Genomic DNA, 20,678 nt, shown 5'->3' with positions numbered 1-20,678 from the left:
ACTTGTTCTACATCTCCGCCTCGCCCGCCTCGCCCTCGGACCCGCACCCGGCCACTGCGCCCGCTCACGCTGCGCACTCCGCCGACCTACCATGGACATCATTGGAGATCACACGCCAGCAGCTGCGGGGAGACCGAAGATGCCGAGCATGCCGAAGATACCGAGAAGCCAGAACCGCACCCCGTCGTGGAGGCTGCGCATGAACGGCTCACCGCACTTGCGCGTGACCTCCCCCGGGATCGCCGAGGACGAGCGCTTCCTCCTCACGCACACGGGGCGCGGCGACGACGTCTCCCCCGAGCTGCGCATCAATGGGCTGACCGATGACGTCGCGCGGCTGGCGGTGGTCCTCACCGATGAGACGCACCCGCTGCTGGGCTCGATGACGCACTGGCTCATCTGGAACCTGCCTGCCCAGTCGGTCATCGAGGCCGGGCTGCCGCGCGGGCGCATCACCCGGGACGGAGCCGTCCAGGGCCGGGGCTACGGACTGCACCGCTACCGTGGCCCCAAGCCGCCGCGCGGAACCAGCCACCGCTACTCCTTCCTCGTTCTGGCGCTCGACGCGCCGCTGAGCTGTCCGGCCCGGGCCGGCACGCGCCGCTTCTGGCGGAGCGCAGCCGGGCACATCCTCCAATGGGGCGTCCTGGAGGGCGTCTTCGAGTAGAGCGGGGACCGCCGCCTGGTCATCGAGCCGGGGCGAGCCGTACACCGCCCTCAGGCTGCAAGCGGGTCGAAGACGGCGAGACCGTGGGAGCGGGCGGCATCCGCCAGACGGACATCGTGGGTGAAGACGGTGACCGGATCGCGCGGGTCATCGAGAAGCAGCGCAGTGGCCAGGTGAATGGCGTCCAAGGACTTCAACTCCTCGGTCATGGCACAGGCGCGCTCGACCACGTCGTCGTTGATGGGCATCAGTTCCACGCCGTCGAGGAGTTCCTGAGCGATGGTCAGCGATAGCCTTTCCCGATGGAGAGCCCTCATCATCTCTATCTGCAGCAAGACGGAGGACGTCACTCGTTCTCGAGACGCCAACCTATGAAGAAAAGCCTGGGCCGAGGCAGCGCCCTCCTGACCAAGAAGAACCAGTAACGCTGCTGACGTATCGACGTAGATCACCGGTCTTCCAAACGCTCGCTGAAAAGGAAATCGTCGAGGTCAGTTTCTTCGGAGAGGGCATAGCGCTCCGCCGGCAACCGGAAAGGATGCTTGGCGGGTCGGACCTGGCCCTGGCGGACCATGCGCTCGTACCAGGACTCCTCGCGCCGGATCGGGACGATCTGGGCGATGGGACGGCCGTCGTCGGTCACCGTCACGGGCACGCCGGAGGACTCCACCTCGCGGTAGATCTCCCCGGCTCGCTGACCGACCTCGCGCAGACCCACGCTTCTGGGAGCCGGGGCCGCGGGCATGCTCATCGCATTCATGACATCAGGGTAGCGGCGGGCATTCCGAGCGAACAGCCCGCCCATGAACCGATCTCGAGCCGGAACCGGACCGATCTCGACGCGGAGTACGACCGATCTCGACGCGGGAGCGACGTCAGGCCGCCCGGTAGGTGAAGCGCTCCCAATCGAGGACCCGGATGCGCTCGGCCATGCGCTCGCACTCGGCGTCCCACCCCGCGGCCGTCACCGCGAAGTCACCGGTCGTCCCCTTGCCGCGCGCCTGCTGCAGGGCGTACACCCGCGCTCCAGCCTCGCGCACCCTGCGGGCCACCTCGAGGGCGTCGTCGGCGGTCACATCTCCGGGCACGACCGTCGTGCGCACCTCGAAGGGGACCTCCGCCTCCAGCAGCACCCGCAGGCTCTCCCATGCCTTTGCGCCGCCGGGGCGCCCAACCACGTCCTGGTAGTGCTCGGGCAGCGCCTTGATGTCCAGCCCCACCCAGTCCACGAGCCCGGATGCGACCAGGTCGTGCAGACGCCGCGGGTACGCGCCGGCGGTGTGAAGCCCGACCCGGAAGCCGGCCTCGACGACCTCGGCCACGGCATCGGCGAGCGCGTCCTGGCGCAGCGCCTCACCACCGGTGAAGACGACGCCGTCGAGCAGCCCGCGGCGACGCCTCAGCAGCGCGCGCACCTCCTCCCAGGCGACGGCCCCGGGCGTGCGCGTGGGGATGAGCGCCTGATTGTGGCAGTAGAAGCAGTTCCACGGGCACCCCTGCAGGAAGACCGTCGCGGTCAGATGGTCGGGCCAGTCCACCGTTGACATCGGCACCAGCCCCGCGATCACCAGGTCGTCGGCCGCACGGGACCGGGGGCGGCGGGAGGCCGCCCCCTTCGGCTCTTGCGAAACCAGCAATGCCCGGCCCTACGCGGTGACGGCGCTCAGGCGGGAGGTGACGGCACCGAGGGCGCCGCCGGTGGCCACGGCCCGGCCGTCTCGCGCCTCCCGGCCGCGGAGCCTCATCGCGACGCCCGACGCGCGACCGCGGCGAGACACGGCGTCGTCGCGCTCGTCGTCCTCATCCCCGCCTACCAGCCGGACATGCGCCTGACCCGCCTGGTGCGGGACGTGCGGCGCGCGCTTCCGGAGACGCGGGTGCTCGTCGTCGACGACGGCTCCGGCCCCGCCTACGAGGGCGTCTTCGCCGCGGCCCGCGCCGCCGGAGCGGTGGTCACCGGCTACCCGGTCAATGCGGGCAAGGGCGGGGCCCTGCGCACCGGTCTGGCGCGGGTGATCCGCCTGTGGCCGGGCGCCGACGTCGTGTGCGCCGACGCCGACGGCCAGCACACACCCGCCGACATCGCCGCGGTGGCCCGCCGGGTCCACGAGACCGGTCGCATGACGCTGGGCGTGCGAGCCTTCACCGGTTCGGTGCCCCTGCGAAGCCGATTGGGCAACAGCGTCACCGCACTGCTGTTCCGCGGAGCGACGGGGTGGCGGCTGCGCGACACCCAGACCGGCCTGCGCGGCTACCCGGCGGGCGAGCTGGACTGGCTGCTGAAGGTCCCCGGCGATCGGTACGAGTACGAGCTCTCGACCCTGCTGAGATCCCACGAGCTGGGGATGACGGTCGAGGAGGTCGAGATCGCGACCGTCTACGAGCCCGGCAACGCCTCCTCCCACTTCCGCCCGCTGCAGGACTCCGCGCGGATCTACGCCCCGCTGCTGCGCTTCACGGGGGCATCCCTGGCGAGCTTCGTCATCGACTGGATCGGGGTCGTGGTGCTGCACCTGCTCACCGGGAGCCTTCTGACGAGCGTGGTGGGCGCACGGCTGATCAGCGGCGCCGCCAACTTCTTCATGAACCGGCGCATCTTCCGGGCGGCGCCGGGAACGGTGGGACGCACGGCCGTGCGCTACGTGGCGCTGGCGCTCGCCCTGGTCGCCGCGAGCTACCTCGCGCTGGCATCGCGATCCATCCGACGCCGACCGCTCCGGATCACCTCGGGCGCGGCGCGCCCCGCCTCACGCCCCCGGCTGCACGAGACCCGCTTCGTAGGCGGCGATCACGAGCTGGGCGCGATCCCGTGCGTCCAGGCGGGCCAGCAGCGCGGTGATGTGGCTGCGGCAGGTGGCGCGGGTGATGCCGAGCACAGTCTCGATCTCGCCGTTGGACAGTCCCCGGGCGATGAGCACGAGAACCTCCCGCTGCCGGGGAGTGAGTCGCCCGACGTCGTCGGCCCGCCGCCCGCAGGCCGCACCGGACGGCGAGCGCGACACGAGACCCCGGAGGATCTGGGGGCTGAGCAGCGACTGACCCTCGTGGACGGTGCGCACGGCGTCGACGACCGCCTGCGGGTCGGCGTCCTTGAGAAGGAAGCCGGAGGCGCCGGCGCGCAGCGCCCCCAGCACGTACTCCTCGATCTCGAACATGGTCAGGACGAGGACCCGGGTGCCCGCGAGCGCCGGGTCGGCGCAGATCCGAGCGGTGGCCTCGATACCGGTCAGCCCCGGCATCCGAATGTCCATGACGACGACGTCGGGGCGGAGGCCAGCCGCCAGGGCGACGGCGCGGGCGCCGTCCGCGGCCTGCCCGACGATCTCCAGGTCGTCCTCGGCGTCCAGGAGCGCCGCCAGCGAGGCGCGCAGGAGCGCCTGGTCCTCGGCGACGAGGACGCGGACGGGAGCGCCGGTCGGGCCACCGCTGGTCGGCATACCGCCGGTCGGGCCACCACTGGTCGGGGCATCGGACGACTCTCTCATCCCACTCGCGTCACTCACGGGGTTCCTCCGCGAGCTCGCGCGGGCCGGATCTCGAAGCAGTCGTCCCTCGAACCGGTCACCCCGCCGACTCCGCCGGTCCGCGCCACGGGCAGTGGCAGGACCGCCTCGACGACGAAGCCCGCTCTCGAGGCTCCGACGGCGCCAGCGTCTCCGATGGCCCCAGCCGTCCCCCCTGCACCGCCGGCGCTCCGGCCGTCATCAGCACCGTCGGCGCCATGGCCGGCACTGCCAGCACCGCGGAGGGGTCCCGCGCTCAGCGTCCCACCCATGGCCTCGACCCGCTCGCACAGTCCCCGCAGTCCCTGACCGGCGCCGGGGCGAGGCGTCCAGCCGGGAGCCGGACCGTCGTCGACGACGATGACGCGCAACCGGGAGGACTCCTGCCGGACCGTGACGCGGGCGCGCGAGGGCCCGGCATGACGGGCCGTGTTGACCAGCGCCTCACCCACGACCCGGGCGACCGTCTCCCCCATCGGGGAGGGCCCGGCACCCCGGTCGGCGTCGATCTCGACCTCCACGCCGGCGCGACGGGCGCGGGTCACGGCCTCGGCCAGAGCGGAGTCCGGATCGCCAGCGCCGATGCCGGTCCCCCTCCACGAGGCTCCGACGGCGGCTCCAGCGGTGCCGGTGCCGCGCGAGGCACCGGCACCGGCGGGAGTCCCACGGGCGGGCCGGATCATCCGATTCCCGGGCCCGCCCGGGACCCCCGCCTCTCCCGCCGCCGCAAAGCCCGCCGGGCCCTCCGGACCCGCCGCCCCCGTCGGGTCCGGGATACCATGCGCGGCCGCGCCCTCGTCGCGCAGCACGGCGAGCATGCGCCGCAGGCCGTCGGTGGCCTCCCGGGAGGACGACTCGGCATCGCGAAGGGCGTGACGCAGACCGTCCGGGGTGGTCTCGAGGCGCTGGGCCACGGCGCAGCGCACGGTGATGGCGCCGAGGTTGCCGGAGACGGCGTCGTGCAGCTCGCGGGCGATGACGAGGCGGTCCTCGGCGACGGCGCGCGCGGCGGTCTCCTGCGCCAGGCGCCGCTCGTAGGCACGCTGGTCGCGCCGCCGCAGCCACAGGGAGGCGACGACGAGCCCGGCCATGACGAGCAGCACGGTCATCTGGGCGCGCCGAGAAGGAGCCGGGGAGAAGCCGACCATGGTGCCCAGGCCGACGATAACCACGGTCAGCCCGGTGATCACGCGCCCCAGCGTGGAGTGGCGCGGGGGAACGTCGGGGGCAGGCACGCGGCCAGTCTAGGAAGACGACTCGGGCGCTTCATCGAACCACGGTCCGAGGCGCGGGGTCCGACGCCTCGCGAGCCCCTCCTCTCGACGGCCGATGCCCGCCGCGTCGTCCCGCCGGTGAGATTGCCCCATGATCAGTGTTGAGACCCTCGTCAAACGGCACGGCCGGCGGGAGGTGCTTCACGGCGTGAGCCTGGAGGCCCGTCCGGGCAGCGTCACCGGATTCGTGGGCCCGAACGGCGCTGGGAAGTCCTCGACCCTGCGGTGTCTGCTGGGTCTGGACCGGGCCGACGGCGGGCGGACGCTTATCGGCGGGCGTCCCTACCGCGAGCTGCGCGAGCCGCTGCGCACGGTGGGGGCGGTGCTCGACGGCTCGGGGGCGCATCCCTCGCGCACGGCCCGCGGTCACCTGGCGTGGGTGGCCTCGGGCGCGGGAATCAGTCGGCGTCGGGTGGCCGAGGTGCTCGACGTCGTCGGGCTGAGTGATGCGGCCGGACGGCGGGTGCGCACCTTCTCCCTGGGAATGGGGCAGCGCCTGGGGTTGGCGACGGCGCTGCTGGGCGACCCGGAGGTGCTGGTCCTCGACGAGCCGGTCAACGGCCTGGACCCGGAAGGGATCCGGTGGATCCGCACGCTGCTTCGGCAGCGGGCCGACGCCGGGGGCACGATCCTGCTGTCCAGTCACGTCCTGGCCGAGCTCGCCGAGGTGGCCGACGACGTCGTCGTCATCGCCGGCGGACGAGTGCGCGCGGCCGGGACGCTCGACGAGATCGCAGCCGGCTACGCGAACCTGGAGGAGGCCTTCTTCTCCCTGACCGGGGGCGGGTCCGGCCGCGCGCCCGGGGGTCGGCCCCAGTTCGGAGGCCGGTCGGGACGCCCGGGTCACGCGGATCGTGGGGGCCGCGGGGAAGGGGGCCGGGCATGAGCGTGGCGATGGCGCTGGTCCGCTCCCTCAAGGCGGAGGCGCTCAAGACGGCCGGTCTGCCGGGCGTGCGGGTGGGGGCGACGCTGGCGCTCGTCCTGCCGGCACTGGTGGAGTACTACACGGACCATGACCTGCCGGCCAGGCTGGCGGCCGGCGACCCGCGGGCGCTGGCAGGGCTGGACGGCGTCGGCGTCATCGGCCTCTACATGGGGACGACGGGGATCGTGGTGCTGGCGGCGAGCGTCGTGGTCAGCGAGTACGCGAGCGACCCGCGCACGAACGGCGCGTCGCGACAGGTGACGACGACGATGCTGGTCCAGCCGCGGCGCGGGGCATCGGTGGCCGCGAAGCTGCTCGTGGTGCTGGGTGCTGCGACGGTGCTCCTGGCGGTGGCGTGGACGGCGACCTACTCGCTGTGCCGGCACCTGCTGGGGTCCTGGGCGCCCCTCGATCCGGTGCCGTGGCCGCTGCTGACCGGGATACTGGCCTGGTGGGGGTTCTCGGCAATGGCGTCGATGGCACTGGCGGCGGCCACCCGCAGCGCGCTGGTGCCGATGACGGTCCTCGTCGCAATGTCGACGATGATCTCGCCGGGGGTGCTGCTCATCAAGTCCACCGATGCGGCCCGGTTCCTGCCGGATACCGCCGCGGTCCGTCTCATCGCGAACCCGACGACGCTCAACTACGACCGTCTCGTCGAGCTGCTGTCGATCCCGATGGCGGCCGCCGTCTGCACGGCGTGGGCGAGCGGGTGCGCGGCGGTGTGCTGCTGGGTGTGGATGAGGCGGGACGCATGAGCGGAGCCGGTGCGACCAGCAGGGTGAGGGCTACCGCAGGGGTGACGACAGCCTGGGGGCGCGCGCTGCACGCGGAGCTGCTGAAGGTGGTGACGCTGCCGGCGATGTGGTGGTCGGCAGCGGTGGCGGGCGCGGCTGCGATCGCCACGATGATGTCGGTCCTGCAGAACGTGGTGGATGGGCGGGACTTCGGATTCGAGGAGATCGCGCCAATGTGGACGTTGGCGGTGCAGATCGGCTTCGTGGCGGCCGGTGTGGCCGCCGCGGGTGCCGAGCACTCCACGGCGCAGGGCATGACGAGTCTGCTGGTGACGCCGGCGCGGGGGCGGCTGGCGGCGGCGCGACTCATGGTGCTGACCGGTACGGGACTGGTGGCGGCGAGCGTCCTGGTCGGAGCGAGCCTGGCAGCGTGCCCGACGATGTCGACGGCAGCACTGTGGGCCGGCGGAAGGACCGTGGCCTGGTTGACGGCGGTGCTGCTGCTGGCGGCCGGGCTCGGTGCGGCGCTGCGCAGCGTCATCGGTGCGTCGACGGCGGCCGTGGTGCTGGTGATCCTGACACCGCAGCTGGCCGTGATCGCGGGCGACGCCGCCCGCTGGTTCCCCGGCCAGGCGGGCCAGATCTGGCTGACGGCAGCCGAATCGCAGGCGGACGTCACCTCTGCCGGACTCATCATCCTGGCCTGGACGACGGCCGCTCAAATGGCTGGCATCGTCCGGCTGGTGCGAGCGGATGCGTGAGGATCGGGACGCCACGAGTACGAGCCTGCCGCCGCCCATCAAAGTCAGGGGTGGGAGCGAGTGAGGACGTTTTCACCCCTATCCCCTGCCGAGTAAACCCAGATCGCTCAACATCGTTCCAGCGCGATATACTCTCGCAGAGACATTCCGCCATCACAGGCAGACACTCCCATCTCTCACCTGCTCTTTTCATGAGGGAAGCACCATGGACAGCGATACGTTCACTCCAGAAGAGGAGCTCGATGCGCACCTAGCTACCATGAAATGGCTGGAAGAACAACGCATCAACGGACATGAAATACTGACCTTTCAAACCGGCTCTTCGTGTTTGAGGGTGTTGTAGGTGGGGCTTGTCGGCTGGTTTAGGTGGTTGTTGTCAGGTGGTCTTTGAGGCGTCCGGTGTGGATGAGGCTGCGGATGGTGTAGCTGGTGAGGTTGCGGAAGCCCAGGGCGATGCCGCGTAGGTGCTCCGGGCGTCCGTTGATGGCTTGGCGTGGGGCCGTTGGAGGTGCGGGGGCGGTCGAAGTAGGCCAGGATGTCGGAGGCTCTTTCGGTCAGGGTTCTGGCCAGGGTCTGGATCTCCTCCAGCCCGTCGGGGACGGCCTGCCTCAAGGAGTCGATGAGCCGTTGCATCAGGTACTTTCCCAGGCCCGCCTCGTCGGTGCGGTAGGCCTGGATGAGGCGCTGGTAGACGCCCCAGGCGGCCTGGACCGCAGCGTAGCGCTCATCAGCGAACAGGGCCTGGAGACGCCTGGCCTGGGTGTCGGTGAGCAGGCCGGCCCCGGTGTGTAGGGTGCGTCGGGCCCGGTAGAGCGGGTCACCCGCCCGGCCCCGCCGCCCTGTGATCGCCCGTTGGATGCGGCGGCGGCACTCATCGAGCTTGCTGGCCGCCAGGGACACGACGTGAAAGGGATCCATGACCGCCCGGGCTTGTGGGAGCTCCTGGTCGGCGGCGCTCTCGGGACCCGGTGAAACCGCCCCGTGGCTACCACCTCGACCCGCCCACGCCAGTCCTGGTCACGCTGGGAGAGCCAGGTCTTGAGGACCTTCTTGGACCGGCCCGGGACCACGTCCAGAAGCCGGGCCGGACCACTGCGGTCGCGCACGGGAGTCAGGTCGATCATGACGGTGACGTACCGGTCGCCCCGCCTGGTGTGGCGCCACACAGAGGGGGCACCTCCCGCACGGGAGCGAAGCGCGCGGGGGAATCGTCAACTCCGAGAGCCTCCACACCATCGAAGCGGTCAGGGTTGCCGGTGATGGTCTGCTCAGCTCGGGTCAGGATTGCGTTGTTGGCGGTGTGCCAGGAGATCCCCAGAGCGGCTGCTACCCGACAGACCGACATGCACTCCAGGGCAAGGGCACGCAGCCCCCACTCCACCGCCGAGCGCGTCAGCCGGGTCCTGGGCTCAGCCAGGCCGCTCGTGTCCTGCCTCCACACTCGACGGCAGTGGGTGCAGGCGAAGCGCCGCACGCGCACCACCAGCTGCGTGGGCCTCCACCCCACCGGCACGTGGGCCAGGCGTCGGGCCACCGTCCCACGGGATACTCCCTGAACGCCGCAGGCTCCGCAAAAGGGGTCCTCAAACCCGATCGGCATGCGGCACTCCACAATGGCTCTCGTCGAGGTCAGGAGCTGACCCACCGCGGTCAGTCCCAGGGCGTCCAGCCCCAGGAAGGTCGTCAGATCAGGGCAGGCGAAGGTAGTCTCAGGCACGTCGAGGTCTCTCGTGACGGTTGTGTAGCAGCTCCCATCATCGGGAGACCTCGACCCCTACCCGCCGCAACGACGCACCCCCACCTATGCACTTCAATAGGCTCCGGCTACTACACCCTCAAACGCGAAGAGCCATGAAAGGCACCTCAATGAAGAAGGTTCTGGCCACGCTGTGCAGCCTCATCCTCGCCGGCGTCATGCTCAGCGCCTGCGCGAACAACTCATCGGGCAAGGTCCGGATCGCGCTCATCATGAGCCACATGAGCAACTCCTTCACGACGACGCTGGCCAACTCCGCCAAGGAGCAGGGTGCCGCTGCAGGAGTCTCCGTGACCGTGTTCGACGGGAAGAAGGACGCGTCCAACCAGCTCAATCAGATCGAGTCCGCCGTCAGCCAGGGCTACAAGGGCATCATCGTGGAGCCGGTATCGCAGGAGGGAGTCGCCCCGGGGCTCAAGGCCGCTAAGGAGGCAGACATTCCGATCATCACCGTGGCCCAGAAGGCCAAGCAGCAGGAGCGGGCCAGCTCCTTCGTCGGCGGGGACGACACGGCCGCCGGCAAGCTCGAGATGGAGCAGGCCGTATCCGCGATGGGCGGTAAGGGAACGGTGGCCGTGCTCTACGGACCGATGGGCTCCGACGGACAGGTACTGCGAAAGACCGGCTACGACGAGGTCCTCAAGAGCCACCCCGACGTCACGCTGGCCTTCCAGCAAACCGCCAACTGGGACACGGCTGAGGCGCTCAAGGTCACCGAGAACTGGCTGTCCACAGGAAAGACCATCAACGCGATCGTGGCTCAGAACGACTCCATGGCGATCGGTGCGCAGAAGGCGATCGACAACGCAGGCAAGAGCCAGGAGATCGCGGTCTACGGAGTGGACGCGACCGACGACGGCCTGAACTCGATCAAGAGCGGCGGCATTGACGGGACCGTCTCACAGGACACGGCCGGAATGGGGCGAATGGCCGTGGACACAGTCGTATCGCTCATCAACGGCAAGTCGGTGGAGAAGGTCAACTACACCAAGGCCACCTGGATCACCAAGGAGAACGCCGACTCGGTCGTGGTCAAGTAGCGGCAATGACAGGCCCGGGGAGTCGAACCGGGGTTTGATGGACCGGGGTCTGACGCACGCCGTTGGGTTAGGCCGCCAGGGCGATGCCGCTCTCGAGCCGACCACCGCACACTTCCAGCCATGAGCACTTCCCGCACGTCCCTGTCCCAGCAGACACCGACCGCCTCCGGAGCACCAGATCCTGCGCCGTCGGACTCCGCTCCGGTCTCGACTCCGACCGCGAGCACCCGGCCCGACCGCCTGAGCACCGTCGCGCTGGTCATCTTCACGAGCGTCTACGCCTTCTTCTTCCCCCTCCACCTCGGCCACTTTCTCATCCCCGGGGACGCCGGCCCCTCAACCCGTCTCGCGCTCTACATCGCTCTCTTCGCCGTCGGCTGCGTCGCCTTCCGCCACCCGCTGGCCCGGGCCGCCCGTCAGATAGCGGCCCGTAAGCGGCGGGCCGTCCTCACTCTCATCGTGGGCGGACTCGCCGCCTTGGTTATCGAGATCGTCGGCGGCCTGGCGTCCTCGGCCCTGCTCAACCTCGCCGGCTTGTCCGGAGCAACCCTGCAGAATGACACCAGCGTTGGCGAAGCCACGCAGATGTTCCCGCCGATTGTCATCGTCATCGTGCTCGGGATCGTGGGGCCGATTGTGGAGGAGATGTTCTTCCGTCAGCTCCTCATTGGGCTCATCAAGCGCTTCGCGCCGACCTGGGTGGCTGTTGTCGTCTCCAGCGTTCTGTTCGGTGCGCTGCACATGCACTCGTTCGCGCTCTCCGAGGTACTGAGCATCATCCCGCACGCCTTCATCGGGCTCAGCTGCGGGCTGCTCTATGTCAAGACCGACAGCAACCTGCTCTACCCGGCGAGCATCCACTGCCTCAACAACCTCAGCGCCTTCCTGACCCTCCTCCTGCACTGAACGCATCACACTCACCTTCCGCTCCGGGCCCGTTCCAGCTCGTTCAACGCGCGGGCCGACGGCGCCCGGAGTACTATTTCGGTATGTCGCGAAATACCGAATCAGGAGTCTTCGCCGCCCTGGGGCACCCCACACGGCGCGCGATCCTGGCCTTTCTGCGCGATCACGACTACGTCAAGGTCGGCGAGATCGCCGACGCCGTCGGCGTCTCAGGATCAACCCTGTCGGGCCACCTGCGCACGCTGCGCGAGGCCGAGCTGGTCGACACCCGTCGCCGCGGCACCGAGATCCAGTACCGCGTCAACCTCACCCTCATTGACGAGGCCATGCTGCTGCTCGCCTCCCTGGGCGGCACGCTCAAAGCCCCCGATCCCACCGTCCGCCTCGCTCAGGAAAGGAGAGAACCATGACAACCGAGAACCGCCCAACTCGTTTTGCCGCCGGAGTTGTTATCGCTGCGGCGATCGCCCTGGCCTTCATGATCGCCTGGAGCGCCGTGCACTGGCCGGAGATGGCGCCCACCATCGTCACACGGGAGGCCGGCGGCAGCCACGGCGCGAGCATCATCCCCCGAGGCTTTAGCGCGTCGGCAATGCCGGTGATCCTCGTGCTGGTCTCCTCACTGATGGCGATCAGCCCCTGGGTGAACACGAAGTTCTCCTCCCTCACCAGCATGCCAATGCCCCGCTACGACCGCAGTGCCGCACGGGTCCGCACCGCGACGCAGGCCGGGCTTTGCCTAGTGATGTGCGCCATGCACGTCTTCGTCGTCGGCCTCCACACGGGCTCCGAGACCTCCGCGCTCACGCTGGTGGCGATGAGCCTGGGCGCCCTGCTGGTCCTTCTGGGCATCTATCTCCCCATCGCGCAGTCCGACGTCGAGACGAATGACTCCTGGCTCAATGCCCTCATCGTCGCTCAACGCTCGATGAGCCGCAGCGCGGGCATCTCGATGGTCGTCGTCGGCCTGGCCACGATTGCGGGCACCACCGCCAGCCCGTGGCTGGGTCTGGCGATCGGAGGCAGCGGAGCGGTAGCCATCACCGTGACCCTTCTGGTCGCCTCCCTGGTCAGGGCCATGCGTTTGAGCCGGCCACGGCACCGCCACCCGTAAGCCGCAGTCACATATCTGCAGGGTCGACGCACCCACCGAGATGTCCCGGAGGGTTCGCATGTTGCAACGACATAAGCAATAGCCTCAACACCACCACAACATCCCCTCGTGTTGTCTGATGTCCACAGGACGGCGCACACCCGCCCACCTGGCCAAGGAAAGACAGAAGAAGCAGGAAGGGAGGAGGCACAGAGCAACAAGAACACCTCGGGAGACATCATCCATAGCATCGGGCGGCGGCCAGTAAGGCTGCCTAAGGACTGGTCACCGCCCGAAGGGCCGGTACCCGACCGGCCATTCCACCGCGGGGGAGACGGCACGTGCTTCAATCGAGGCATGGCAGTCGTCTCCCCCGTTCCGGTTCCGGGCCCCGTGCCCGGCGAGTCCGCCCTGACCGAGTCCGATGCCTCGCTGCTGTTCGGCGGGGCACGCACCGCCTACACCTTCACCGACGAACCGGTGACGGACGCCCAGCTGCGGGCGATCCACGAGCTGGCCAAGTGGGCGCCGACGGCGGTCAACGCCCAGCCGTTGCGGGTGGCGGCCGTGCAGTCCCCCGCCGCCCGGGAGCGGTTACTGCCCTGTCTTCCTCGCGGCAATCGCGAGCAGGCCGCGGGGGCGCCTCTCACCCTCGTCTGCGCAGCCGACCGCACCTTCGCCGAGTCCTTGCCGCGGCTGCACCCGCGCGGCGAGCGCTACCAGCGGCTGCTGGAGGAGGGCGGGGCGGAGATGCGGGCGCGTTGGGCGCGCACCTCAGCACTGATCCAGACGGCCTACGTCATTCAGGCGATTCGCGCCGTCGGGCTGGCAGCCGGCCCCATGAACGGAGACGACGCCGAGGCATTGGCGACCGAGTTCTTCGCCGGTCAGGACGTGGAGGTGCTGCTGGTCATCAACGTCGGTCACCCAGGGCCAGACGCGTACCAGGAGCGAAACCCGCGCCTGCCCTTCGAGGAGGTCTATCGGGTGCTATGAGCCCAATGGGTCGATCGCACCCAACCACGCATCCCCACTCGCTCCGGACGAACTGTGGAGAGAGTACAGCCACACGAGGCCGCGATAGCATCAACGCTCGAGGCTCAGTGTCAGACCCCTCTTCTACGGCCGGAAGATCGAGCTGTCCTCGCTGACGTAGGCGACCGCGAGCCGCTGCGTCCAGGCCATCTGGCCGACGATCTTGACCAGCGCATTCGCATCCGACCAACCGACGCTGATGTAGATGTAGTCCGCGCCGATGGTGTAGTCGGCGACTGGCAACCCCTTGGCCTCCCGATCCTCGAGCTCTGCGTCATTCAGCGCGTCGGGACCGTTGAACGGAGGGAAGATGCGGATGAGGTCGCGGTAGATGGACCTGATCGCCGGGGTGGAGCCGTCGATGGCACTGAAGCCCTGCGGCTCGTCCCACTGGGCAACGACCTGCTCCCACCACCGGGGGAAGTCATCGTCGGTCGCAGAGTCCGGCTCGAAGATCAGGAGGTCGTAGCTCATGCCCCGAGGCTAGGAGTGCGCCCCAACACCAACCATGGACACCGCTCCCCATAGCGGCCTCCTCGATCTACGAGCCTCGGGCTAACGGCTGACAGCGCCCATCCCCGACGACCGCAGTGTTACGCGCCTCAAAAGGCCCAACAACGCTGGACTTCGACGCCGAGTATCATGAGCAACATGACAATTCGCCCACCTCACCATAGGTCGTTCTCACAAAAGGGGGACCCATGGCTTCACAGCCGACAAGCCGCACCACTCGCACATCCTCAAAAAAACTAGTGCCCACCGTCGTTCGGGCGGCCACGGACCTCCTGGAGAACAAAGGCGTGCAGGCGGTAACCATCCGCGCTGTGGCAGCGCAGGCACACGTGTCACCGGCCAGCATCTACAACCACTTCGGGGACAAGCAAGGCATCCTCGATGCTATCGCCGAGCAACACTTCTCAATCATGGTCAGTCGATTGCGCGAAATCGCCGAACAAGACCCTAAAACTCGCCTCCGTCAAGCAGGCATTGTCGTTCGCCAACTCATGCTGGCCACCCCTCAAGCCTATGAACTGATGTGGGTCACTCGCCCGGGACCTGCCGCTCACGATGCCTTCACACAACTCATCCACATCGTCCAGTACGGACAAGTGGCAGGTGTTTTCATCGAAGATAACCCAAGAAAACTAGCTGAAGCAATATGGGCCAGCGTTCAAGGTGCGATATTCATTGAATGGCAGCACCAATCCGCTGCGCGAGGCTCTTCCGATCACGTAACAACACTCGACGACGATGCCTACGATATTCTTCTAGACGTCGTCATTCGCGGAATAAGCCGAAGTTGATGTCACCGCCTCATGGCAAGATATAGAAAACCATCCACCCCAAAAACGGGGTGTGCGGGGCTCCCGACTAAGGCGATCGAGAGCCCCGCACGAGTAGATCGAAACTCGATCTACTTGCGGACGAGTTCCTCTTCTCGACCGCATTGACCGAGGAACCTCCAGATCACCTCGGCCAGCTCCATATCGGAGTCCAGGACGGCCATCCGAAAACGACCAAGCCCATTCTCCTTGTTTGCGTTCGCCACTGCGGGACGGGAAAGCAGACGCAAGCCTTCTTCAGGAGAGTCGGCTGCCGCCAAGTGCAACCTCGTCGCCATTGATGCCGATTCGCCATCCGACTTCTCGTCATATGAGAGGACTGTGCCATAGACGGCCACGCTGTAGCCAAACTTCCGACCTGACTGAGCAACAGTCGCTTGCTCACTCCAACCGGAGCCGTTTGGAGAAGTGGCCATCGTCTCAAGCACCCAACCAGCATTCGCCGAGTTACTGAATCCTCCGTCATGTTCGACCTCTGAAACAGTCTTCACCTCAACAACAGCCAAAACCTCCTCTGGATGCTTCCGCGCCCACTCAAGAGAGCGCACGAGCATGACGGAAGCGTTACGTCCTTGAGACGCCAAGCCTGCAGCTCGATGCACACGGGACCTCGACGCAAAAGCGGAACCCACGATCATCTGATCGCACTCCCCTGCATCAAGATAGCGAGCTGCGAGGTCAACAGACGCCGCAAACGATGCTTCTCCGGCATCCAAAACCATTGATGGCCCACGAACATCGAAGACATTAGCAAGACGGCCGGCAACAATGTTGTCCATATACCCCGGCAGAGACGCCTCTATTGTTGCAGGAATAGACGAGGCAATCTTTTCAACACCAGAGACTACGGCCTCGATGTCTCGACTGTCCACACCTTGAGTGGAACGCAGCGCTGAAACGATTTCAGGAAGTCTGATCTTAAACGACCGACGAGCAAGAACCTCAAGACCCGCAGGCTGCCCTAGCACTATCCCACAACGATCCGGATCAATCTGCCTTTCAGCAAGCAAGCGCCTTGTTGCCTCCAGAGCTAGACGCTGTGCGCCATCCATATGCGGAACCAGGACCGGAGGAACCTTAAAATGGCGCCAGTCGAAGTCAATGTCGTCATCAAGAAGTGTACCATTGTCCATGGCAGTCGCCTGACAGCGCCCGGTAGCGACAATCGCTACGGCTCGGCCTTTCCCGGACGGCAGCACAGTGTCAGACTCCACTCTTACGAGATTGGCGTGGTACTGTTTATCAAACTGCTCAATGCAGACCGACGAGTTCACTCCACCAAAACCGAATGCATTGACCAGCGCTCTACGAGGCCGGGAGTCATTAACAGGCCACGTTGCAGGCGCTCGATGAAGAGCAAAAATGTCGGGATTCTCCCTGATGAGCTTGTGAGGTGTCTTCACGCCATGAACAGGCGCGAAGCGCTCATGCTGCATGCATAGCAGAACCTTAACGAGATTGGCTATGCCTGCAGCCGGAAAACCATGCCCCGTAAGCGACTTAACCGACCCTAAAGATACTGGACCTGAGCAACGACCGGAAGCGATTTCCTTTACAGAAAGCAGCTCCTCTGTATCTCCCGCCTTTGTTCCAGTTGCATGCGTCTCGATATGATCGATATCATCAGCAACGAAGTTTCCGCCTGCCATTGCCTGCCTCATGGCCGACACCTGGCCTCGCATGTTAGGGGCATATATTGCCCTACCACGACCATCAGTACGAGTCGCACTACCACGGATCACTCCATATACCGTCATCCCATGCTCTAGGGCATAGGCCAACGGACACAGCAGCACAGCTCCAGCACCCTCACCGGGAACAAGCCCCGAAGCGTTCTCATCCAAGGGTGTCGAGTCAGTTTCCGAGAGACCACCAATTTTGGAGAAGCTGACGTTTCCTGTGATCGCCATGTTCGCCATTGCCCCAACGGCAAGAACAAAAGGAGACGTACGATCATGTAGATAACGAGCCGCCGCGTCAACGACCAGCAAACCGGAGGCACAAGCTCCATCGACAACAACAGCCCTATCTTGCAAACCAAGTAACGTGGCGACCGGATGCGCAAGAGCAGAAGGGACCACTCTGGCAGAATCGGCATTATCATCAACTACCGGAAGTGAATGATCGAGGCTGGCCTCGTAGGGCCGACGTTCTCCAGGATCCGGAACAGCCTCCTGGAGAGCCAGCCTGGCGATCTCGCCAAGAACCTCATGATCGTACGCCTCATCGGCAAGCATGTTTCCCACAATGAGAGAAATTTCCTTCAGCCTGCTGTCTCCCGGCGCCATCCCTGCCATGCCGAGTGCCTGAATCGCTGTATCTAGAATGAGCATTTGCGTGCGATTGAGTTTTTCAACCGCTGTGTAGGAGCACCACCTACCGCGACGTACAGTAAAGTCGTCTAGCAGCCCCCCAAGTCCACAATACGTGCGCTCTGGTGCAGTGCGGTCGGCATCTAGATACCCACTGTAGTTCCATCGCTGATCGCGCGAGCTTTTAATGCCACTACGCCCCTGAATAATGGTGTCCCAGTACGACTCCGCACCATTAGAACCACCAGGGAGATTACAACCAAATCCAATAACGGCAAGAGAAGAGTACGACATAGACATAATCAGATCCTTGAAGAAATAGTGTTGCTAAGAATATTCGCAGGTTCAGGCATACTGCCGATCGCAGTCAGACGAATATGCTCGCCAGTGCAGAGCAGGTAGCCGTTTTCGTCAACGATATCGAGCCGCATGTCAAAACCATCCTCATAGTCTTCCAGAACAGTCATCTTTCCGAAGCAACGCTCGCGCACCTGAGGGCAGCGATACATTCGCGCACTCTTCATTTGCGTCGGAACAACATACTGGCCATTGCGCCACAGCTGCCGCATCAGGGCGAACCTTCCAACATTGTCAACGAGAATCGGGTTGCACCGGAAGTTCGGATCGGCGACATCAGAGAACAGTCCTGGTATCCCCGGAATCTGAAGTTCCCCAACCACTATGTTCTCATCGACAAGAAAGGCGCTATTCAGGTAGCGGAACGTTGGCCCGAATGATATGAAGCTATCAGTCAGAGCATAGTACTTATCAATGTCAAACTCACCGATCACATCGTCGAAGATATGCTCAATGTCAAGCACGGGCTCTTTAGCTGATACCGGCTCATCAAGGAGACGGAATGTAGCGCTCGACTGCGGTCTTCTTGGATCGAGCACATCTCCGTTCGGGGTACGGAACACAGAAGTCAATTCCGTGTCGATCCGTTTTTCATCCACACGTTTAGCGTCAACATGGATTGTCACATGATCCCGATCTCTGCATTTAAGGAATGTCTGGAGATCAAGTTGCTCGAGCTCAATTCCGGCATATTGGTCACCAGCAAGCAGGAGCGCAGTTTCAATCTGGGTCTCGAAATGCAGTACCCCAGGAAAGGTTGCGGTTCCTTTAACCAGGTGATCAGGGAGATAGCGATCACGCTCAGTCCACAGGACTCGAGTCGTTTGAAGCCCCGACTCAGTAGTCTCAGCATAGTCAACCATGGGGAAGGAACTTCGATTGACAATCATTCCAGAATTATCCATCAACTCACTCAGTTGCGTGCCACTCTTAGTCAGTTCCGGCACCTGAGCGGCAGGACGATTTTTTCCAAGCTCCCCGAAGTAGAGCACCTCTGGATTCGCCGTCCCAAGCTCTATTTCATCGACAAAGTGGCGAACTCCATCGGCGACAGACATGTATGTCATACCACGCTCGTTGGCCTGAACTGAGACGACTTCAGGATTAGTCGCCATTCCTACCTCGTCCCAAGCGGTCCATTCCATGGTAATGAACGGGATGGTGCGAGGATTTTGCGACTGCGACCGCGACATGATGTGTGCCATCTGCGCCAGTAGCGAGGCGCCGGCAGTGTAATCCGACTGGCCGTCCATACCAAATCGCCCAGAAATAGATCCGAAGGATATAAAGGCGCTTAGATCATCCTCAGCTGTGGACCTCAGGAGGTTCTGAAAACCTCGGGCTTTCACAGCAATAGCCTTGGCGGTCTTTTTGAGAGACTTACGAGGTATGGCACCGAATGACTCAAGGCCGGCTCCGTGCACAATGGCGCTGATCTTTCCGAACCTGCTACGAACTTGTGCCATCGCCTTGTCAACCTGATCTGGATCAGACACGTCGCATACAAGGTAGTGAATCTTGTCAGTGCGAGAGTCAATGTCGGCCAGATTGGTGACAAGCTGACGAGTGTAAGTGATTTTCCTGTATTCGTCGGAGAGGTCGGCGACGCTTGCCTCCGGACGCCGAGTTCGCCCCTGACGCATCACTTCAGCACGGGCATTTGCCCAGTCCTCGTCACTGTAGGCCAACCATGGTTTCATCTCCGGATCGTCGGGGTCTGAGCGTCCAAGGAGCACAACTGGAATGTTTCGCTGCTCTGCCAACGCCAGAGCACACTCACGGACGATGCCACGGGAACCACCAGACATCACAACGCAAGAGTCTGTCGAAAGGGACTGCCGTACTGCGCGGTCAGAACTCGACACTGGCACAGGAAGAACGCGTACCGTGTACCGATCTCCTTCGATATAGCCTATCTCGATTTCTTCATTCTCAGCCTCGTGAGTCAACTCGGTTCTGAGAGCACCAGCCAATGAGCTAGGCTCAACTACGTCAAAGTCGACAATTCGAGTATGCATCTGCCTCAGTTCGAGAGCCAAGGTCTTGACAAATCCTGCGGTCAGTCCGCCGATAGGATCGCCGACGGTTCGCAAGTCCATCCCTGACATACCACCACTGGACGTTACAGCGATCCATGACGCATGTTCTCCATATGATTGCAGGGTCTCATAGGTTGCTTGAGCAACGCTGAATACGGTCGTGTACTGGCCTTCAACATCTTGCCACCAGGCGTCACCCTTGGACAGTACGTCGGCGTGCGGACGCAGGACGGATAGATCCACGACGGTAGACACTCGGCGAAGACGATCCGAGGAAGTCAGGCGTTTGATAGTCGCTTCCGACGCGTCCCCGGGAATTTCGATGACTGTCAAGCTCAGTTCTTCAAGAACTTTTCTCACGGCATCATTGACAGACTGATCTGCCGCCGTTATTAGGATAGCGTCACCGGGGAGAATTGTACGCTCAGCTCCAAGAGACTTGATCCGAACCGACTGAGGAACGTATCGATGTGCAGTTCGGGAGGATTCGTCTTCATACCCGATAGTGACTGAGTCCAGTTGGGCGTCGGATGCTCCGGCTTCCGTCCGCTGAGCGTCAACAACCTCGACGTTCTGGGAGCCGACCAGCACCTCAGCGATGTCAGACACGCTCAAGGCCTGACTGAAGTCCAGCTCCTTGACGTCCACACCGAGCACCTCACCGACATGCCCCACAACCTCAACACGCTTGACCGAGTCAATCCCCAGATCCGCCTCCAGATCCAGATCGGCCTCAATCAGCTCAAGCGGATAACCCGTACGCTCAGCAAAAGCCTCACGCAAAGCGGTACACACCGCATCCTTGTCAACACCGGCACCATCCAGAGTCTCCTCAACGACCCCAGACCCCGGCGCCTCAAACACCTCACCCTGAGCATCAACAACCTCGACGTCTGTGGGCGCCACACTTCCAGAGCGAACCCAGGACAA

At 64.9% G+C, this 20,678-nt stretch carries 19 protein-coding genes and 2 pseudogenes; 11 read left to right on the top strand and 10 right to left on the bottom strand.

The window, feature by feature from the left end:
* Positions 1-199: 199 nt before the first annotated feature.
* Entirely contained in the window at positions 200-667 is a 468-nt protein-coding gene (locus W5W_RS0103600) for a YbhB/YbcL family Raf kinase inhibitor-like protein (RefSeq protein ID WP_017194373.1), read from the top strand.
* Positions 668-717: 50 nt separating this feature from the next.
* On the opposite strand, the gene W5W_RS0103595 is transcribed toward W5W_RS0103600, so the two are convergent.
* From W5W_RS0103595 to W5W_RS0103585, 3 genes are all read right to left on the bottom strand, one after another.
* On the bottom strand, positions 718-1,119 hold the full coding sequence (locus tag W5W_RS0103595) for a type II toxin-antitoxin system VapC family toxin (protein WP_029574054.1): 402 nt from the start codon (positions 1,117-1,119) through the stop codon (positions 718-720).
* Positions 1,116-1,427, bottom strand: a complete 312-nt coding sequence (locus W5W_RS0103590) for a type II toxin-antitoxin system Phd/YefM family antitoxin (RefSeq protein ID WP_232611509.1) — start codon at positions 1,425-1,427, stop codon at positions 1,116-1,118. Before W5W_RS0103590 ends, W5W_RS0103595 begins: the two co-directional genes overlap by 4 nt.
* Positions 1,428-1,542: 115 nt before the next feature.
* Positions 1,543-2,304, bottom strand: coding sequence for an anaerobic ribonucleoside-triphosphate reductase activating protein (locus W5W_RS0103585; protein ID WP_017194371.1), 762 nt, complete (start codon positions 2,302-2,304; stop codon positions 1,543-1,545).
* Positions 2,305-2,490: 186 nt separating this feature from the next.
* Here W5W_RS0103585 and W5W_RS16600 point away from each other — a divergent pair.
* Positions 2,491-2,790 (top strand): annotated as a pseudogene (locus tag W5W_RS16600) (glycosyltransferase); the annotation flags it as partial.
* Positions 2,791-3,101: 311 nt separating this feature from the next.
* Here W5W_RS16600 and W5W_RS16595 read toward each other — a convergent pair.
* The 3 genes from W5W_RS16595 to W5W_RS0103565 form a co-directional block, all read right to left on the bottom strand.
* Positions 3,102-3,296, bottom strand: a complete 195-nt coding sequence (locus W5W_RS16595; protein WP_238533242.1) for a hypothetical protein — start codon at positions 3,294-3,296, stop codon at positions 3,102-3,104.
* 118 nt (positions 3,297-3,414) lie between these two features.
* The gene (locus W5W_RS0103570; protein WP_017194368.1) at positions 3,415-4,152 is read right to left on the bottom strand and encodes a response regulator transcription factor; all 738 of its coding nucleotides are present in this window, start codon (positions 4,150-4,152) and stop codon (positions 3,415-3,417) included.
* Positions 4,153-4,166: 14 nt separating this feature from the next.
* Positions 4,167-5,405 carry a sensor histidine kinase gene (locus W5W_RS0103565; RefSeq protein WP_017194367.1) on the bottom strand — a complete coding sequence of 413 codons (1,239 nt, stop codon included), beginning with the start codon at positions 5,403-5,405 and terminating at the stop codon, positions 4,167-4,169.
* A 130-nt stretch (positions 5,406-5,535) separates the two neighbouring features.
* Here W5W_RS0103565 and W5W_RS0103560 point away from each other — a divergent pair, with 130 nt between their 5' ends.
* Genes W5W_RS0103560 through W5W_RS0103550 form a run of 3 tightly spaced genes read left to right on the top strand, consistent with a single transcriptional unit; the run spans position 5,536 to position 7,867 of the window.
* Positions 5,536-6,330, top strand: coding sequence for an ABC transporter ATP-binding protein (locus W5W_RS0103560; protein ID WP_017194366.1), 795 nt, complete (start codon positions 5,536-5,538; stop codon positions 6,328-6,330).
* Positions 6,327-7,127 carry an ABC transporter gene (locus tag W5W_RS0103555; RefSeq protein ID WP_029574052.1) on the top strand — a complete coding sequence of 267 codons (801 nt, stop codon included), beginning with the start codon at positions 6,327-6,329 and terminating at the stop codon, positions 7,125-7,127. The genes W5W_RS0103560 and W5W_RS0103555 overlap by 4 nt, the downstream gene beginning before the upstream one ends.
* Positions 7,124-7,867: a cupin gene (locus W5W_RS0103550; RefSeq protein ID WP_029574051.1), complete on the top strand. Its 744-nt coding sequence runs from the start codon at positions 7,124-7,126 to the stop codon at positions 7,865-7,867. Before W5W_RS0103555 ends, W5W_RS0103550 begins: the two co-directional genes overlap by 4 nt.
* Positions 7,868-8,229: 362 nt before the next feature.
* On the opposite strand, the pseudogene W5W_RS15545 reads toward W5W_RS0103550, so the two are convergent.
* Positions 8,230-9,584, bottom strand: a pseudogene (locus W5W_RS15545) (ISL3 family transposase).
* Between the two features lie 134 nt (positions 9,585-9,718).
* Between W5W_RS15545 and W5W_RS0103535 the strand changes: the two are divergent.
* From W5W_RS0103535 to W5W_RS0103515, 5 genes are all read left to right on the top strand, one after another.
* Positions 9,719-10,663 (top strand): sugar ABC transporter substrate-binding protein, encoded by a 945-nt coding sequence (locus tag W5W_RS0103535; RefSeq protein WP_232611721.1) that lies wholly within the window; start codon positions 9,719-9,721, stop codon positions 10,661-10,663.
* Between the two features lie 120 nt (positions 10,664-10,783).
* A complete protein-coding gene (locus W5W_RS0103530; RefSeq protein WP_017194363.1) occupies positions 10,784-11,569 on the top strand; it encodes a CPBP family intramembrane glutamic endopeptidase in 786 nt (261 codons plus the stop codon).
* Between the two features lie 83 nt (positions 11,570-11,652).
* A complete protein-coding gene (locus W5W_RS0103525) occupies positions 11,653-11,979 on the top strand; it encodes an ArsR/SmtB family transcription factor (protein ID WP_008732099.1) in 327 nt (108 codons plus the stop codon).
* Complete coding sequence (locus W5W_RS0103520) at positions 11,976-12,683, top strand: hypothetical protein (RefSeq protein ID WP_008732103.1); 708 nt, start codon at positions 11,976-11,978, stop codon at positions 12,681-12,683. Before W5W_RS0103525 ends, W5W_RS0103520 begins: the two co-directional genes overlap by 4 nt.
* A gap of 336 nt (positions 12,684-13,019) precedes the next feature.
* A complete protein-coding gene (locus W5W_RS0103515; protein WP_008732105.1) occupies positions 13,020-13,658 on the top strand; it encodes a malonic semialdehyde reductase in 639 nt (212 codons plus the stop codon).
* A gap of 123 nt (positions 13,659-13,781) precedes the next feature.
* On the opposite strand, the gene W5W_RS0103510 is transcribed toward W5W_RS0103515, so the two are convergent.
* The gene (locus tag W5W_RS0103510; protein ID WP_008732101.1) at positions 13,782-14,171 is read right to left on the bottom strand and encodes a hypothetical protein; all 390 of its coding nucleotides are present in this window, start codon (positions 14,169-14,171) and stop codon (positions 13,782-13,784) included.
* 227 nt (positions 14,172-14,398) lie between these two features.
* On the opposite strand from W5W_RS0103510, the gene W5W_RS15540 reads away from it, so the two are divergent.
* Positions 14,399-15,001, top strand: coding sequence for a TetR/AcrR family transcriptional regulator (locus W5W_RS15540; RefSeq protein WP_081486193.1), 603 nt, complete (start codon positions 14,399-14,401; stop codon positions 14,999-15,001).
* 110 nt (positions 15,002-15,111) lie between these two features.
* On the opposite strand, the gene W5W_RS15535 is transcribed toward W5W_RS15540, so the two are convergent.
* Positions 15,112-17,652, bottom strand: a complete 2,541-nt coding sequence (locus tag W5W_RS15535; protein WP_008732089.1) for a beta-ketoacyl synthase N-terminal-like domain-containing protein — start codon at positions 17,650-17,652, stop codon at positions 15,112-15,114.
* A 2-nt stretch (positions 17,653-17,654) separates the two neighbouring features.
* Entirely contained in the window at positions 17,655-20,654 is a 3,000-nt protein-coding gene (locus tag W5W_RS15530; protein WP_008732094.1) for an SDR family oxidoreductase, read from the bottom strand.
* Positions 20,655-20,678 lie beyond the last annotated feature (24 nt).

The organism is Actinomyces massiliensis 4401292, from assembly GCF_000269805.1.
Lineage (GTDB): Bacteria > Actinomycetota > Actinomycetes > Actinomycetales > Actinomycetaceae > Actinomyces > Actinomyces massiliensis.
Note: the sequence above shows the minus strand (reverse complement) of the source record. Positions and strands in the feature narration are given on the sequence as shown.

Coding starts and splice junctions, on each gene's coding strand:
- W5W_RS0103590 (WP_232611509.1), bottom strand. CDS start 1,427: ATGAATGCGATGAGCATGCCCGCGGCCCCGGCTCCCAGAAGCGTGGGT.
- W5W_RS0103515 (WP_008732105.1), top strand. CDS start 13,020: ATGGCAGTCGTCTCCCCCGTTCCGGTTCCGGGCCCCGTGCCCGGCGAG.
- W5W_RS0103560 (WP_017194366.1), top strand. CDS start 5,536: ATGATCAGTGTTGAGACCCTCGTCAAACGGCACGGCCGGCGGGAGGTG.
- W5W_RS0103555 (WP_029574052.1), top strand. CDS start 6,327: ATGAGCGTGGCGATGGCGCTGGTCCGCTCCCTCAAGGCGGAGGCGCTC.
- W5W_RS0103600 (WP_017194373.1), top strand. CDS start 200: ATGAACGGCTCACCGCACTTGCGCGTGACCTCCCCCGGGATCGCCGAG.
- W5W_RS0103510 (WP_008732101.1), bottom strand. CDS start 14,171: ATGAGCTACGACCTCCTGATCTTCGAGCCGGACTCTGCGACCGACGAT.
- W5W_RS15540 (WP_081486193.1), top strand. CDS start 14,399: ATGGCTTCACAGCCGACAAGCCGCACCACTCGCACATCCTCAAAAAAA.
- W5W_RS0103570 (WP_017194368.1), bottom strand. CDS start 4,152: ATGAGAGAGTCGTCCGATGCCCCGACCAGTGGTGGCCCGACCGGCGGT.
- W5W_RS0103550 (WP_029574051.1), top strand. CDS start 7,124: ATGAGCGGAGCCGGTGCGACCAGCAGGGTGAGGGCTACCGCAGGGGTG.
- W5W_RS0103530 (WP_017194363.1), top strand. CDS start 10,784: ATGAGCACTTCCCGCACGTCCCTGTCCCAGCAGACACCGACCGCCTCC.
- W5W_RS15535 (WP_008732089.1), bottom strand. CDS start 17,652: ATGTCTATGTCGTACTCTTCTCTTGCCGTTATTGGATTTGGTTGTAAT.
- W5W_RS0103520 (WP_008732103.1), top strand. CDS start 11,976: ATGACAACCGAGAACCGCCCAACTCGTTTTGCCGCCGGAGTTGTTATC.
- W5W_RS0103535 (WP_232611721.1), top strand. CDS start 9,719: ATGAAAGGCACCTCAATGAAGAAGGTTCTGGCCACGCTGTGCAGCCTC.
- W5W_RS0103525 (WP_008732099.1), top strand. CDS start 11,653: ATGTCGCGAAATACCGAATCAGGAGTCTTCGCCGCCCTGGGGCACCCC.